The organism is Salibaculum halophilum (genome assembly GCF_002094885.1).
In the GTDB taxonomy this organism is placed as follows: Bacteria; Pseudomonadota; Alphaproteobacteria; order Rhodobacterales; family Rhodobacteraceae; genus Salibaculum; species Salibaculum halophilum.
Map to the genome: position 1 here is coordinate 141,654 of NZ_MSIT01000003.1, position 13,155 is coordinate 154,808.

The following is a 13,155-nucleotide window of genomic DNA, read 5'->3' on the forward strand; positions in this document are numbered from 1 at the left end:
CCAATGGTGTGCTAGATGACAAAGGCTTTGAACTGATGGAAAAAGACGCTTCCGTGAACGTGCTGGGCGAGCCGCTCGCCCAGTGCTCGATGGACCCGGTGACCGGATTCTTCCGCGACGGGGCCTGCAATACCTGCGCCGAGGATCGGGGCAGTCATACCGTTTGCGCGGTGCTGACGGCCGAATTCCTGGCCTATTCGAAATACGTCGGCAACGACCTGAGCAGCCCGCGGCCCGAGTTCGGCTTTGACGGGCTGAGCCCCGGCGACCAGTGGTGCCTGTGCGCCAGCCGGTTCCTGCAGGCCCACGACGAGGGCTGCGCGCCCCGGGTCAGCCTGGCGGCGACGCATCAGCGGGCGCTGGAGATCGTGCCGCTGGAGGTTCTTCGGCAATACGCGCTGGACGCCCGGTGACGGGGCCGTCCATCAGGTCCTCGATGAACAGGCTGAGCAGTTGCGGGCGTCCGCCGACGCCGGCCTTGCGGTAGATCGCGTTGGTCTGGGCCTTGACCGTCCCTTCCGAGGTCTCGCGCATCGCGGCGATCTCGGCCGTGGACAGGCCCTTGATTGAAAACTGCGCCACGTCCCGTTCCGCCGCGGTCAGGCCCCATTGGGCGAACCGCTCCTGCATCAGGTCCATGAAGGCCCCAGAGGCCGCGCGCAACTGGGCTTCGACGCGGGCCGTGCGGCGACGCGCCCGGCGCAGGGCAATGCCGCCCATCACGATCCCGAGGACAAGCCCGAGGGCGGCCCCGATCTGTATCAACTCGTAGGCCTGCCAGCCGATCGGTGGCAGACCGAGCAGGGATTCGAGGATCGTCCAGACGAAAAACGCCGCGCAGGCGACCTGCACGACCAGCGCCGCGACGATGAAGCGATCCGCTGACATCGACGGGTCAGGCGACCGGATCAATCGTCGTCTTCATCATCGTCGTCATCATCTTCACCATCGTCATCATCGTCGTCGTCTTCGTCGTCGCTGTCGTCGTCGTCGGTGTCGTCGTCGTCGTCGTCCTCGTCGTCGTCGTCCTCGTCGTCGCGCCGCACCTCTTCGTCTTCCCTGTCCGCGCGGTCATCGTCCCGGTCGTCGTCGTCCTCATCATCACGCCTGTCGCCGTCTGCGCCATCGGGGATGAAAACGCGCACACCATCATCATCGTCCTCATCATCTCCGTCCCGCTCTTCCCAGTAGTCTCGCAGGATTGCGCCGCTGCCCGGATTGATGACGATCTCTCGGCGATGGGTCTCGCTCGTCGCGACCACCCTCAGGCGGCCCAGCAGGGTGCGCCGCATGTCGATCTCGGTGAACCCCTGCGCGCTGAGCTGGCTCCGGACCTGTTCCTCGACGCTTTGCGCCAGGGCCGGTGAGGCTGTCAAGGCGAGTATGATCAGGGCGATGCGGATCATGGCGATAGGTATAGCACGGGTGCACGACGAACAGCACTTGAAAAGGTCATGCTTTGGCCTTCCGGAAGGTGGCGTTGAAGGCGATCGACCAGCGTTCCTCGTCGGTTTCGTTGGGGTAGACCCAATGGACGAGGTAGGAGGGGAACAGGATCATCTCGCCCGGCGCCGGGCGCAACTTCTTTTTCATTCGAAACGGCGGGGCCTGGAGGATGCGCCAGTTCGGAAGATCGCTGCGCGGGTCGACGAATTCGATCATCCCGGAATTGCCCGCCTCGATCTCGGGCTGGGCAACGTAGTAGACGCCCGACCAATGCGCCCCGGGGTGGGTATGGGGCGCATTGAAGGCCCCCCGCGGGTTGGCGTTCATCCAGCCGAAGATCTTCAGGGCCAGTGACTCGCGCGGGGCCTGCGCGCCGATCCTGTCATTGGCCGCGAAGATCGCCTCGGTCGCGAGGCGGCGCAGCCGGGTGACACAGGCGGTGTCGCGGTCGAAGAGGTTCCCCTCGGAATGCCATCCGCCGCGGTTGGACTTCGCCGCCCCGTCAGTGTCGGCGCGCAGGCGCGCGCCCTCGTCCAGAAGGGCGGCGTTGAACGCGGCGTGATCCGGGACCCGAAACCGGAATACCGGGGTCGAGAAGAGCTTTTCGTACCGGGTCTGTTCGAGCGTCATCTTTGGCCTTTGGATTTGGGGGGAAGCGGACCGCCCCGCCGACAAGGCATCGACGGGGCGGTCGGGACGGGCGGCGGCAGGGAAACTACCCCGCGGGATCAGTCGTCTTCGCCCTCGTCATCGTCTTCGTCTTCGTCGTCCTCGTCATCGTCTTCGTCGTCCTCGTCGCCTTCATCATCGTGCTCATCGTCGTCGTGCTCATCGTCGTCGTGCTCTTCATCGTCGCGCTCTTCATCGTCGCGATCTTCATCGTCGCGTTCGTCGTCCATCTCGTCGTCGTCGGCCTCGTCCATATCGTCGTCATCGAGGAAGTCCTCGTCATCGCTGTCGACCTCGACACCCGTGCGCGTGGCATAGTCGCCCTCGGCCGCCTCGGTCTCCTGCTTGAGGATCTCGCCGGTCGCGGAATCATAGACCACTTCCAGTTTCCTGCCGTCGCGGACGGCCTCGGCCTTGATCTGGCTGGGGCCTTCCTTGACCTCAATGTATGTGTAGCCTTGGCTCTGCAGGTCAGCAACGATCTGGTCGGTGGCCGATTGCGCGAATACTGGCGATGTGGCCAGGGCGAGGGCGGCGGTGGTGCTCAGAAGGGTCGTTTTCATGGGTCAAACTCCGATGTCTGTGTTGCGCCGCGACTGCGACGTGCCCCGACACTGGACGGCCCCGTAGCCCTGATCCATTGACACAGGGTTTAGCCAGGCTGCGATAAACCGCGGGTAGCCGCCCCTAAACCGAGGTTTACGGTCGGCCGGCCGGGTCTCAGGCGATGTCGCGGCCTTCCTCGGTATCGGTCATGTCGAACCCGAGGTGCCTGGCCACGGTCTGCACGTCCTTGTCGCCGCGCCCGCACATGTTCATGACGATGACGTGGTCGCGCGGCAGGTCCGGCGCGATCTTCATCAGGTGGGCAAGGGCATGGCTGGGCTCAAGCGCCGGGATGATCCCCTCTTTGGCGCAGCACAGCTGGAACGCCTCCAGCGCCTCGGCATCGGTGATCGAAACATATTCGGCCCGGCCGATATCGTGCAGCCAGGAATGTTCGGGTCCGATGCCGGGATAGTCCAGACCGGCCGAGATCGAGAACCCTTCGAGGATCTGCCCGTCATCATCCTGCAGCAGATAGGTGCGGTTGCCGTGCAACACCCCCGGACGCCCGCCGGTGAGCGAGGCGCAATGCTCCATCTGATCGTCAACGCCCTTGCCGCCGGCCTCGACCCCGATGATGCGCACCTCCTTGTCGTCGAGGAAGGGATAGAACAGCCCCATCGCGTTGGACCCGCCGCCGATGGCCGCGATGATCGTGTCGGGCAGGCGGCCCTCGGCCGCCTGCATCTGTTCCTTTGCCTCCTTGCCGATGATCGACTGGAAATCGCGGACCATGGCCGGATAGGGGTGCGGCCCGGCGACGGTGCCGATGCAGTAAAACGTGTCGCGGACATTGGTGACCCAGTCGCGCAGCGCGTCGTTCATGGCGTCCTTCAGGGTGCCGCGCCCGGAGCTCACCGGGATGACCTCGGCCCCCAGCAGCCGCATCCGGAACACGTTGGGCGCCTGGCGGCGCACGTCATGCGCGCCCATGTAGATGATGCACTGCAGGCCGAACTTGGCGCAGACCGTGGCGGTGGCCACGCCGTGCTGGCCGGCGCCGGTTTCGGCGATGATCCGGGTCTTGCCCATGCGGCGGGCCAGAAGGATCTGGCCCAGCACGTTGTTGATCTTGTGCGCCCCGGTGTGGTTCAGTTCGTCCCGCTTAAGGTAAATCTTCGCCCCGCCGAGATGCTCGGTAAGGCGTTCCGCGAAATAGAGCGGACTGGGCCGGCCAACGTAATGTATCCAGAGATGCTGCATCTCATCCCAGAAGGCCGGGTCGTCCCTGGCCTTGTCGTATTCGGCCTGAAGCTCGAGGATCAGCGGCATCAGCGTTTCCGAGACGAAACGCCCGCCGAAATTGCCGAAACGGCCCTGCTCGTCCGGGCCCGTCATGAAGGAATTGAATAGGTCGTTGGCCATGGGAACCTCCAGGCTTGGCTTGATCGTTCCTAATGAAGCGATCTGGCGGAAACAAGCGCAAGGCGCGTCGATGCGCCTTGGTTACACGCGCGGTGACCGCGCGTGCGCCGCTGCGTCGACGCAGCGGGCCGCGGTCCGTCGACGGACCGCCTACAGCACCCGCAAGACAGGGGCGGCGTTGCAGATGATGAAAGGCTTGCCGTTGCGCAGGATCTGAAAGCCCCGCTTGCGCGCCTCGTACAGGAACAGGTCCAGTCCGCAGATGCGCTCGACATCGCGTACCTGCCGTTTGAGCACACCGCCCCTGCGCGCTTCGGCCGCGGCAAAGACGTTGTCGAGCCATATCTCGGGTGTGAGATAGTCGGGCAAACGGGTCATGACCGCAGCCTTGCCCGTGGAAGGTAAAGGCACGGTTAACCGCGGGCGGCGGCGCAGAAGGCGGCCATCCTGCCCGCATCCTTGACCCCGGGGGCGCTCTCGACGCCCGAGGCCACGTCGACCTGTGTCGCGCCGGTCCGGCGCACGGCCTCGCCCACGTTTTCGGGGGTCAGCCCGCCGGCCAGCATCCAGGGCCGGTCCCAGGACCCGCGCCCGGCCAGCAGGCGCCAGTCGAAGGCCAGACCGTTGCCGCCGGGCAGCGCCGCCCCCTCGGGCGGCTTGGCATCCAGCAGGAGCTGGTCGGCCACGTCGCTGTAGCGGTCGATTGCCTCCAGATCCCCGGGACCGGCGATCCCGAGGCATTTCATAACCGGCAAGCCGTAGCGCGCGCGGACCTCGGCCACGCGCGCGGGCGACTCGCGCCCGTGCAATTGCAGCATGTCCACAGGCACGGTTTCGACCAGCGCGTCGAGCGCCACATCGGACGCATCGACGACAAGCGCCACCTTGGCGACGCCCGGCGGGACGTCCAGCGCGAGCGCACGAGCGACATCCGGCGTCACCGACCGGGGCGAGGGGTCAAAGAAATTGAAGCCGAGATAGCGCGCGCCCGAAGAGACAGCCGCACCGATGTCCGCCGCGCTCCGCAGACCGCAGATCTTCACCGCTATGTCGGGCACCGTCAGCTGGCCTTGTCGAGCACGGCGAGGATCTCGTCCTGGCCCTCGTGCTTTTCTTCCTTCAGCCGGTCAACCTCGCGGCGCAGCCGGTCCAGCTCGCGCGATTTCGACCGCGCATCCGAGCGCAGACGATGTTCGCGCAGCCACTCCCAGAGAAAGCCGATGACGAGGCCAAGCCCGACGCCGAGGAACAGCACGACAAACAGTGGCAGTTCGATCGTGGGTGACAGGCCGAGGAATTCGGCCAGCTCGTCGGGCATCGCGCGCAGCTGCGTCGGCGTGCGGTTGGCCAAACCAACGACGACCAGCACGATCGCGACCACGCCCCAGAAGGTATATCTGATATAGCTCATGGACCTGTCCTACCCGCCGTTCAACCGGTCGCGCAAGAGCTTGCCAGTCTTGAAGAACGGGACATGCTTCTCGTCGACCTGAACCGCCTCGCCGGTGCGCGGGTTGCGCCCGATACGGGCGTCCCGCTTTTTCACCGAAAAGGCACCGAATCCGCGCAACTCTACCCGGTTGCCCTCGGACATGGCGTCGATGATGCGCTCGAACACGGTGTTGACGATGCGCTCGACGTCCCGCTGGTAGAGATGCGGGTTCTCCTCGGCAATCTTCTCGATCAGCTCCGACCGGATCATGTGATCGCCCCCCTGCGACTGCGGCGCCCGTCTGTCCGACGCGTGAACACTATAGGCGCGATGACGCCATCGTGAAATAGCCGTGACGGCGTTTACCGACGAAATTCGACCATAGACCCGCGGGGCTGCAGCGTGACCGCCCGACCGGTCGGGCTTGTCCGCCGGTGCCGCACCGGCCCGCCCGACGTCGATTCGCAAAAGAAAACCCCCGCCGCGGGTGCAGCGGGGGCCTCGGGCCGGACCAGTCCGGCCGGCGTCAGTCGTCGTCACCCTTGAGCGCGGCGCCGAGGATATCGCCCAGCGAGGCGCCCGAGTCCGACGAGCCGAACTGCTCGACGGCCTCTTTCTCCTCGGCGATCTCGCGTGCCTTGATCGACAGGCCGAGGCGGCGGGACTTGTTGTCGATGTTGGTCACGCGCACGTCGACCTTGTCGCCGACCTGGAACCGCTCGGGGCGCTGCTCGGCGCGATCGCGGCTCAGGTCGGAGCGGCGGATGAAGGACTTGAGCCCGTCGTATTCGACCTCGATGCCGCCCTCCTCGATCGAGGTGACCGCGACGGTGATGATCGACCCGCGCTTGATGCCGCCGACGGCCTCGGCGTAGGGATCGCCCTCCAGCGCCTTGATCGACAGCGAAATGCGCTCCTTGTCGACGTCGACCTCGGTGACCTTGGCCTTGACCACGTCGCCCTTGCGGTAGTTCTGGATGGCGTCCTCGCCGCGCTCGTCCCAGCTGAGGTCGCTGAGGTGCACCATGCCGTCGATGTCGCCCTCCAGGCCGATGAACAGGCCGAACTCGGTGATGTTCTTGACCTCGCCCTCGACCTCGGTGCCCTCGGGGTGGGTTTCGGCGAAGACTTCCCAGGGGTTGCGCTGGGTTTGCTTGAGGCCCAGAGAGACGCGGCGCTTGGCCTCGTCGATCTCGAGAACCATGACCTCGACTTCCTGGCTGGTCGAGACGATCTTGCCGGGGTGCACGTTCTTCTTGGTCCAGGACATTTCGGAGACGTGGACCAGGCCCTCGACACCCGGTTCGAGCTCGACGAAGGCACCGTAGTCGGTGATGTTCGTCACGCGGCCCGTGTGCACCGATTCCAGCGGATACTTGGCCGCAACGGCATCCCAGGGATCGTCCTGCAGCTGCTTCATGCCGAGGCTGATGCGGTGGGTTTCCTTGTTGATCTTGATGACCTGCACCTTGACCGTCTCGCCGATCGAGAGGATCTCGGAGGGGTGGTTCACCCGGCGCCAGGCCATGTCGGTGACGTGCAGCAACCCGTCGACGCCGCCAAGGTCCACGAAGGCCCCGTATTCGGTGATATTCTTGACCACGCCGTCCACGGCCTGCCCCTCGGCCAGCTTGGCGATGACCTCGGCGCGCTGTTCGGCGCGGCTTTCCTCGAGGATGGCGCGGCGCGAGACCACGATGTTGCCGCGGCGGCGGTCCATCTTGAGGATCTGGAAGGGCTGCTTGAGGCCCATCAGCGGGCCGGCGTCGCGCACCGGGCGCACGTCGACTTGGCTGCCGGGCAGGAAGGCCACGGCGCCGCCGAGATCGACGGTGAAGCCGCCCTTGACGCGGCCGAAGATCGCGCCCTCGACGCGCTCCTCGTCGGCGTAGGCTTTTTCCAGACGGTCCCAGGCGGCTTCGCGCCGGGCCATCTCGCGGGAAATCACGGCTTCGCCGCGGGCGTTCTCGGAAGCGCGCAGGTAGACCTCTACCTCGTCGCCGACAGCGATTTCGGGAGTCTCGCCAGGATTTGCGAATTCCTTGGTATCGACGCGGCCTTCCATCTTGTAGCCGACGTCGATGATGGCCTGGCCCGCCTCGATGGCGATGACCTTGCCCTTGACGACCGAGCCCTCTTGGGGCGTGTCCATTTCGAAGCTTTCGTTCAGGAGGGCTTCGAATTCCTCCATGGATGCGTTCTGAGCCATGTGGCGTGTGGTTCCTTATAGCGTCTTATTCCGGCCGCGCGGTTGTCTCCGCGGGTCTTGGGGTGGATTGGTCGACCCCGCGGGGGTGATAGAACGAGAGAGGGCCGGGGACCCCGGCCCTGCGCCTCGTGCGGCTGTCCCAACGCGTCGACAGACGCGCGTATAGGCGATAATCGCACCGCCGGCAAGGGGCGCGGGCGCTGCGTCGACGCAGCGCCGGCCCGGGCCTCAGGCCCGGGCTGCGGCCACCGCGGCGATGGCCCTGTCCACGGCCGCGGCGATGGTCAGCTCGGATGTGTCGATGTAGACGGCACCCGGTGCCGGCCGCAGCGGGGCCTCGGCCCGGTCTGTATCGCGCGCGTCGCGCGCGCGAACGTCGGCGAGCACATTTTCGTAACTTGCCGGGTGGCCGGCCTCGACAAGCTCCTTCAGGCGGCGTTCGGCCCGGCGTTCGGCGCTGGCGGTGACGAACAGCTTCGCCTCGGCCTCGGGGCAGATCACGGTGCCGATGTCGCGCCCGTCCAGCACCGCGCCCCCGGCCCGCCGGGCGAAGGCGCGCTGGAAGTCCACCAGTGCCGCGCGCACCTGCGGAATCGCGGCCACCTTGCTGGCCTCCTGTGCCACCTCGGGCGTGCGCAGGCCGGCGACCTCCAGATCCTCGGCCCGCAGAGCGCAAGCCGCGGCAACCGGGTCCTCGCCTGCGAGCACACGCTTGCCGACGGCCCTGTAAAGCACCCCCGTATCAAGGTGGGCCAGTCCGAAATGCGCCGCGACCGCCCGGGACACCGTGCCCTTTCCGGCGGCGGCAGGGCCGTCGATGGCGACGGTGAAACTCATGGTTGGGGCCTCCTCAGATGCCAGATCAAGACAAGCACGACCAGGTAGAGCGATGCAAACTTCGCCTGTGTCAGGGCCGACGCGGCGCGCACCGCGGCCGCATCCGGTGCCGCGCCGACGACAAGACGTTGGATCGCCGCATTCTCGGCCAGGTCGATCCCGGCATAAAGCGCCGCAAGCCCCGCCACCAGCACCCGCAATCCGCCCCGGCGCCAGCCGACCAGCGCCAGCCAGGCGGCCAACGCGACCGCAAAGACCCTGTCCCAGCCGGCCAGCACGGCGGCATAGGCCCGGCCCGCCTCCGGCGTCAGGGCCGCCAGGAAGGGCGTGATCGCCGCGGCATCATAGCCCAGAAGTTGAAAATCGGGCGGGTAATGCCCGCCGGCACCCGGGATGACGGTGAAATAGAGCAGCGCCCCCATCACAAGGTAGGTGCCCAGGGCCACGGACCCGGTGATCCGCCGCGCCAGACGCATCTCAGTTCGACCGGGTGAGGCCCGCGCCCAGACCGGTCATCAGCCCCTCGAAGATCGGGAACGAGGTCCCGATCGGCCCGCAATCGTCAACGCGCATCGGCCGTTGCGTGGCCAGCCCCATCACCAGGAAGGCCATGGCGATCCGGTGGTCCAGGCGGCTTTGCACCGTCACCCCGCCGGGCACGTCTCCCGGCCCGCGGCCGTGAACGATCCACCAGTCCGCGCCGTCCTCGACGATGACACCGGCGGCGCGCAGCCCCTGCGCCATGGCATCGATCCGGTCGCATTCCTTGACGCGCAGTTCCCTGACGCCGCGCATTTCGGTCTTTCCCTTGGCAAAGGCGGCCACCACCGACAGCACCGGGTATTCGTCGATCATGCTGGCCGCACGCTCTGGCGGCACCGCGACCCCTGTCATGTTCGGCGAGAACCGCGCGCGCAGGTCGGCGACGGGTTCGCCACCCTCTTCGCGACTGTTCTCGAAGGTCAGGTCCGCGCCCATCTCCTGCAGGGTATAAAACAACCCCGCCCGCGTCGGGTTCAGCCCGATATTGGGCACCAGCACGTCCGAGCCCTCGACCAGCAGCGCGGCGCAGACCGGAAAGGCCGCCGAGCTCGGGTCGCGCGGCACGGCAATGGCCTGCGGCGTCAACTCGGGCTGGCCGGTCAGCGTGATGACGCGGCCGTCTTCGGTATCCTGAACCGATAGCTCGGCCCCGAAGCCCGCCAGCATCCGTTCGGTGTGGTCGCGGGTGGCCTCGGCCTCGATCACCACGGTTTCGCCCGGGGCGTTCAGCCCGGCCAGCAGCACCGCGGATTTCACCTGCGCCGAGGGCACGGGCACCGCGTAGCGCACCGGCACCGGGTCCGCCGCCCCGACGATGGTCATCGGCAGACGCCCGCCCGCACGCCCCACGGCCTGCGCCCCGAAGAGCGCCAGCGGCTCGGTCACCCGGCCCATGGGCCGGGCGGTCAACGAGGCATCGCCGGTGAAGGTCGCCACCACGGGCGAGGTCGCCATTGCCCCCATGATCAGCCGCACGCCGGTGCCGGAATTGCCGCAATCGATCACCTGGTCCGGCTCGGTGAAACCGCCGACACCCACACCATGCACTGACCACTCGCCGCCGCCGTGGTCTGTCACCTCGGCGCCGAAGGCCCGCATGGCCCGGGCGGTATCCAGCACGTCCTGGCCCTCCAGCAGGCCGGTGATCCGCGTCTCGCCCACGCTCAGCGCCCCGAGGATCAGCGCCCGATGCGAGATGGACTTGTCACCGGGCACATGCGCCGCGCCTTGCAACGGCCCGCCCTTGCGGGCGGTCATCGGGATGGGGGCACCATGGCGTGACATGCGGGTCTCCGGTCTTTCAGTCTACCGCCTGATAGACCGGCCCGGCCCAAGGGTCCACACCGTCCGCTTCTTTGGGTGCCAAGTACCGCGGGGGCTTGGGCCGTCGCGCAATCGCTCCGGTGCGCGATCATGGCCGAGGCGGGGATGGGTATCGCTCGATCGCTTCTTTGGGTCGGAAATACCGCGGGGGAGTCGGCCAGCGGCCGACGGGGGCAGCGCCCCCGGCCCGGCTACAGCCTGCGGAAGGTCAGGTAATGCGGCACGCGGCCTTCACGCAGCGCCTTTTGCTCGTACCGGGTCGGCACCCAGTCCGCCCAGGGATTGCGCCAGTCATCCGGTCCCTCGGCGAGCCATTCGAAGCCGTACGCGGGCACCTGTTCCAGCGTCTGGCGCACGTAATCGGGGATATCCGTCGCCACGCGAAACTCGGCCCCGCGCCGGACTACCCGGGCCAGCGCCTTCAGGTAGTCCGGCGTCACGAAGCGGCGGCGATGGTGGCGCGTCTTGGGCCAGGGGTCGGGGTAGAGCAGGAAGGCCCTTGCGATCGAGGCGTCGGGCAGCACGTCGAACAGATCGCGCACGTCGCCGGGATGCACCGCCAGGTTCGTCACCCCGGCGGTGCGGATCTTGCCCAGCAGCATGGCGACACCGTTGATGTAGGGCTCGCAGCCGATGAGGCCGATCCCGGGGTTATGCGCGGCCTGGTGGACCAGATGCTCGCCCCCGCCGAAGCCGATCTCGAGCCAGACCTCCCTGCCGCCGAACAGCGCCACCAGATCAAGCGGTGTGCGTTCGGGGTTCGCGTCCCAGTCGACCGGCCCGGGCGAGAGCCTGGCAAGGTCCTCGTCCAGATAGGCCTGCTGGCTGTCGCGCAAGCCCTTGCCCTTGGTCCGGCCGTAGAAATTGCGCCAGGGGGCGCGGGGGTGTTTGCGCTCGCTCATGCCGGCGGTCTCTAGCCGCACTCCCGCGATGGCGCAACGCCAACACTGGCCGCACCGTCAGAGGCGTGCGCAATCGCACAGAAACTCCGCGTCTCAGCCCAATTGCGCCCAAACCGCGCCGCTTGCAGATAGTGGCGGTATCGCAATTCAAGGAATGACACCGATGACAAACCTGACCCCCTACGCTGCGCCGCTGGCCCGGCTGCTGCTGTCCTTCATGTTCATCATGTCGGGGCTGCAAAAGATCACCGGCTATGCCGGCACCCAGCAATACATGGAAGCCATGGGCGTGCCCGGCGCCCTGCTGCCGCTGGCCATCTTCACCGAAGTCGTGGGCGGCCTCGCCCTGCTGCTGGGCTGGCAGGCCCGCATCGCTGCGGTCCTTCTGGCCGGCTTCTCGGTGCTTTCGGGCGTACTGTTTCACCTCGTCCCCTCTTTCGGGATGGAGGGCATGGCCGCCCAGGGCGAGATGATCAGCTTCATGAAGAACATGACCATTGCCGGCGGCATGCTGATGGTCGTGGCGTTCGGCGCCGGCGCGTGGTCGCTCGACGCGCGGGCCGGACGCGCGCCATCCGCAAGCTGAGCCACTCGCAAACCTGCAAACGGCCCCGCCCCGGCGGGGCCGTTTCCCGCTTGGTCAGACTGCGCCCCGCAGCGCCTTGACCAGGTCGGTGCGTTCCCAGCTGAAGCCGCCGTCGGGCTCGGGCGCCCGGCCGAAATGACCATAGGCGGCGGTGCGGGCATAGATCGGCCGGTTCAGGTCGAGATGCCTGCGGATGCCGCGCGGGGTCAGGTCCATGACCTTGCCGATGGCGTCCTCGATCGCCGTTTCCGGCACCTTGCCCGTGCCGTGGGTGTCGATGAAGACCGACAACGGGTGCGAGATGCCGATGGCATAGGACAGCTGAAGCGTACAGCGCGCCGCCAGACCCGCGGCCACGACGTTCTTGGCCAGATACCGCGCGGCATAAGCCGCCGAGCGGTCCACCTTGGTGGGGTCCTTGCCCGAGAAGGCGCCGCCGCCGTGGGGCGCGGCCCCGCCGTAGGTGTCGACGATGATCTTGCGCCCGGTCAGGCCGGCGTCGCCATCGGGGCCGCCGATGACGAAGGTGCCCGTGGGGTTGACCCACCATTCCGTGCGGTCGGTGATCAGGTCGGCCGGCAGGATCTCGCGGATGTAGGGCTCGACGATGTCGCGGATCTCGGCGCTGCTCTGGCCCTCGTCGGAATGCTGGGTTGACAGAACGATCTGGGTCGCCTCGACCGGCTTGCCCCCCGCGTAGCGCAGGCTGATCTGGCTTTTCGCGTCCGGGCCGAGGGTGGGTTCGGTGCCGTCCTTGCGGACCTCCGCCAGGCGCTTGAGGATCGCGTGCGAATAGAGGATCGGCGCCGGCATCAGGTCCGGCGTCTCGTCGCAGGCATAGCCGAACATGATGCCCTGGTCGCCCGCGCCCTCGTCCTTGTCCGCGCCGGCATCGACCCCCTTGGCGATATGGGCGGACTGTTCGTGCAGCAGGTTGGTGATCTCGCAGGTGCGCCAGTGGAACTTGTCCTGCTCGTAGCCGATGTCGCGTATGCAGTCGCGGGCGATCCCCTCGATCGCTTCCATCTTCTCGGCCAGCTTGCCGGTGTCGGCCAGGCCGATCTCGCCGCCGATCACGACGCGATCGGTCGTGGCGAAGGTTTCACAGGCGACACGCGCCTCGGCCTCCTCGGCCAGAAGGGCATCCAGAATGGCGTCAGAAATCCGGTCGCAGACCTTGTCCGGGTGCCCCTCGGAGACGGACTCCGAGGTGAAGGTGTAATTGTCGCGTGTCATG

Annotated in this window: 17 protein-coding genes; 2 read left to right on the forward strand and 15 right to left on the reverse strand. The window is 67.1% G+C overall.

The window, feature by feature from the left end:
- The first annotated feature begins 35 nt into the window (after positions 1-35).
- A complete protein-coding gene (locus BU124_RS03595) occupies positions 36-413 on the forward strand; it encodes a DUF2237 family protein (RefSeq protein WP_084861080.1) in 378 nt (125 codons plus the stop codon).
- On the opposite strand, the gene BU124_RS03600 is transcribed toward BU124_RS03595, so the two are convergent.
- The 14 genes from BU124_RS03600 to trmB form a co-directional block, all read right to left on the reverse strand.
- Entirely contained in the window at positions 331-888 is a 558-nt protein-coding gene (locus tag BU124_RS03600) for a helix-turn-helix transcriptional regulator (protein WP_084861081.1), read from the reverse strand. The two genes, BU124_RS03595 and BU124_RS03600, sit on opposite strands and share 83 nt — an antisense overlap.
- A gap of 20 nt (positions 889-908) precedes the next feature.
- Positions 909-1,406, reverse strand: coding sequence for a PepSY domain-containing protein (locus BU124_RS14735; protein ID WP_179141857.1), 498 nt, complete (start codon positions 1,404-1,406; stop codon positions 909-911).
- Positions 1,407-1,452: 46 nt separating this feature from the next.
- Positions 1,453-2,076 carry a TIGR02466 family protein gene (locus BU124_RS03610; RefSeq protein ID WP_084861082.1) on the reverse strand — a complete coding sequence of 208 codons (624 nt, stop codon included), beginning with the start codon at positions 2,074-2,076 and terminating at the stop codon, positions 1,453-1,455.
- Between the two features lie 98 nt (positions 2,077-2,174).
- Complete coding sequence (locus BU124_RS03615; RefSeq protein WP_084861083.1) at positions 2,175-2,678, reverse strand: PepSY domain-containing protein; 504 nt, start codon at positions 2,676-2,678, stop codon at positions 2,175-2,177.
- 157 nt (positions 2,679-2,835) lie between these two features.
- The gene (gene trpB / locus BU124_RS03620; protein WP_084861084.1) at positions 2,836-4,086 is read right to left on the reverse strand and encodes a tryptophan synthase subunit beta; all 1,251 of its coding nucleotides are present in this window, start codon (positions 4,084-4,086) and stop codon (positions 2,836-2,838) included.
- Between the two features lie 150 nt (positions 4,087-4,236).
- Positions 4,237-4,464: an N-(5'-phosphoribosyl)anthranilate isomerase gene (locus BU124_RS03625; protein ID WP_084861085.1), complete on the reverse strand. Its 228-nt coding sequence runs from the start codon at positions 4,462-4,464 to the stop codon at positions 4,237-4,239.
- Between the two features lie 35 nt (positions 4,465-4,499).
- Positions 4,500-5,144: a phosphoribosylanthranilate isomerase gene (locus BU124_RS03630; protein ID WP_084861086.1), complete on the reverse strand. Its 645-nt coding sequence runs from the start codon at positions 5,142-5,144 to the stop codon at positions 4,500-4,502.
- 2 nt (positions 5,145-5,146) lie between these two features.
- The gene (locus BU124_RS03635; protein ID WP_084861087.1) at positions 5,147-5,497 is read right to left on the reverse strand and encodes a LapA family protein; all 351 of its coding nucleotides are present in this window, start codon (positions 5,495-5,497) and stop codon (positions 5,147-5,149) included.
- 9 nt (positions 5,498-5,506) lie between these two features.
- A complete protein-coding gene (gene ihfB, locus BU124_RS03640; RefSeq protein WP_084861088.1) occupies positions 5,507-5,788 on the reverse strand; it encodes an integration host factor subunit beta in 282 nt (93 codons plus the stop codon).
- A 256-nt stretch (positions 5,789-6,044) separates the two neighbouring features.
- Positions 6,045-7,727 carry a 30S ribosomal protein S1 gene (gene rpsA, locus BU124_RS03645; RefSeq protein WP_084861089.1) on the reverse strand — a complete coding sequence of 561 codons (1,683 nt, stop codon included), beginning with the start codon at positions 7,725-7,727 and terminating at the stop codon, positions 6,045-6,047.
- A gap of 228 nt (positions 7,728-7,955) precedes the next feature.
- Positions 7,956-8,564 carry a (d)CMP kinase gene (locus BU124_RS03650; RefSeq protein WP_084861090.1) on the reverse strand — a complete coding sequence of 203 codons (609 nt, stop codon included), beginning with the start codon at positions 8,562-8,564 and terminating at the stop codon, positions 7,956-7,958.
- Entirely contained in the window at positions 8,561-9,040 is a 480-nt protein-coding gene (locus BU124_RS03655) for a hypothetical protein (RefSeq protein WP_084861091.1), read from the reverse strand. Before BU124_RS03655 ends, BU124_RS03650 begins: the two co-directional genes overlap by 4 nt.
- A gap of 1 nt (position 9,041) precedes the next feature.
- Positions 9,042-10,391 carry a 3-phosphoshikimate 1-carboxyvinyltransferase gene (gene aroA, locus BU124_RS03660; RefSeq protein WP_084861092.1) on the reverse strand — a complete coding sequence of 450 codons (1,350 nt, stop codon included), beginning with the start codon at positions 10,389-10,391 and terminating at the stop codon, positions 9,042-9,044.
- A 230-nt stretch (positions 10,392-10,621) separates the two neighbouring features.
- On the reverse strand, positions 10,622-11,332 hold the full coding sequence (trmB, locus tag BU124_RS03665; protein ID WP_084861093.1) for a tRNA (guanine(46)-N(7))-methyltransferase TrmB: 711 nt from the start codon (positions 11,330-11,332) through the stop codon (positions 10,622-10,624).
- Between the two features lie 163 nt (positions 11,333-11,495).
- Here trmB and BU124_RS03670 point away from each other — a divergent pair, with 163 nt between their 5' ends.
- The gene (locus BU124_RS03670) at positions 11,496-11,918 is read left to right on the forward strand and encodes a DoxX family protein (RefSeq protein ID WP_084861094.1); all 423 of its coding nucleotides are present in this window, start codon (positions 11,496-11,498) and stop codon (positions 11,916-11,918) included.
- Positions 11,919-11,972: 54 nt separating this feature from the next.
- Here BU124_RS03670 and metK read toward each other — a convergent pair whose 3' ends face one another.
- Entirely contained in the window at positions 11,973-13,154 is a 1,182-nt protein-coding gene (gene metK, locus BU124_RS03675; protein WP_084861095.1) for a methionine adenosyltransferase, read from the reverse strand.
- Between the last annotated feature and the right edge of the window lies 1 nt (position 13,155).

What these genes read in the sequence shown, in the direction of transcription:
- metK (WP_084861095.1), bottom strand. Translation starts at nt 13,154, where the DNA reads ATGACACGCGACAATTACACCTTCACCTCGGAGTCCGTCTCCGAGGGG.
- ihfB (WP_084861088.1), bottom strand. Translation starts at nt 5,788, where the DNA reads ATGATCCGGTCGGAGCTGATCGAGAAGATTGCCGAGGAGAACCCGCAT.
- BU124_RS03650 (WP_084861090.1), bottom strand. Translation starts at nt 8,564, where the DNA reads ATGAGTTTCACCGTCGCCATCGACGGCCCTGCCGCCGCCGGAAAGGGC.
- BU124_RS14735 (WP_179141857.1), bottom strand. Translation starts at nt 1,406, where the DNA reads ATGATCCGCATCGCCCTGATCATACTCGCCTTGACAGCCTCACCGGCC.
- BU124_RS03595 (WP_084861080.1), top strand. Translation starts at nt 36, where the DNA reads ATGGAAAAAGACGCTTCCGTGAACGTGCTGGGCGAGCCGCTCGCCCAG.
- aroA (WP_084861092.1), bottom strand. Translation starts at nt 10,391, where the DNA reads ATGTCACGCCATGGTGCCCCCATCCCGATGACCGCCCGCAAGGGCGGG.
- BU124_RS03655 (WP_084861091.1), bottom strand. Translation starts at nt 9,040, where the DNA reads ATGCGTCTGGCGCGGCGGATCACCGGGTCCGTGGCCCTGGGCACCTAC.
- rpsA (WP_084861089.1), bottom strand. Translation starts at nt 7,727, where the DNA reads ATGGCTCAGAACGCATCCATGGAGGAATTCGAAGCCCTCCTGAACGAA.
- BU124_RS03610 (WP_084861082.1), bottom strand. Translation starts at nt 2,076, where the DNA reads ATGACGCTCGAACAGACCCGGTACGAAAAGCTCTTCTCGACCCCGGTA.
- trpB (WP_084861084.1), bottom strand. Translation starts at nt 4,086, where the DNA reads ATGGCCAACGACCTATTCAATTCCTTCATGACGGGCCCGGACGAGCAG.
- BU124_RS03625 (WP_084861085.1), bottom strand. Translation starts at nt 4,464, where the DNA reads ATGACCCGTTTGCCCGACTATCTCACACCCGAGATATGGCTCGACAAC.
- BU124_RS03600 (WP_084861081.1), bottom strand. Translation starts at nt 888, where the DNA reads ATGTCAGCGGATCGCTTCATCGTCGCGGCGCTGGTCGTGCAGGTCGCC.
- trmB (WP_084861093.1), bottom strand. Translation starts at nt 11,332, where the DNA reads ATGAGCGAGCGCAAACACCCCCGCGCCCCCTGGCGCAATTTCTACGGC.
- BU124_RS03670 (WP_084861094.1), top strand. Translation starts at nt 11,496, where the DNA reads ATGACAAACCTGACCCCCTACGCTGCGCCGCTGGCCCGGCTGCTGCTG.
- BU124_RS03615 (WP_084861083.1), bottom strand. Translation starts at nt 2,678, where the DNA reads ATGAAAACGACCCTTCTGAGCACCACCGCCGCCCTCGCCCTGGCCACA.
- BU124_RS03635 (WP_084861087.1), bottom strand. Translation starts at nt 5,497, where the DNA reads ATGAGCTATATCAGATATACCTTCTGGGGCGTGGTCGCGATCGTGCTG.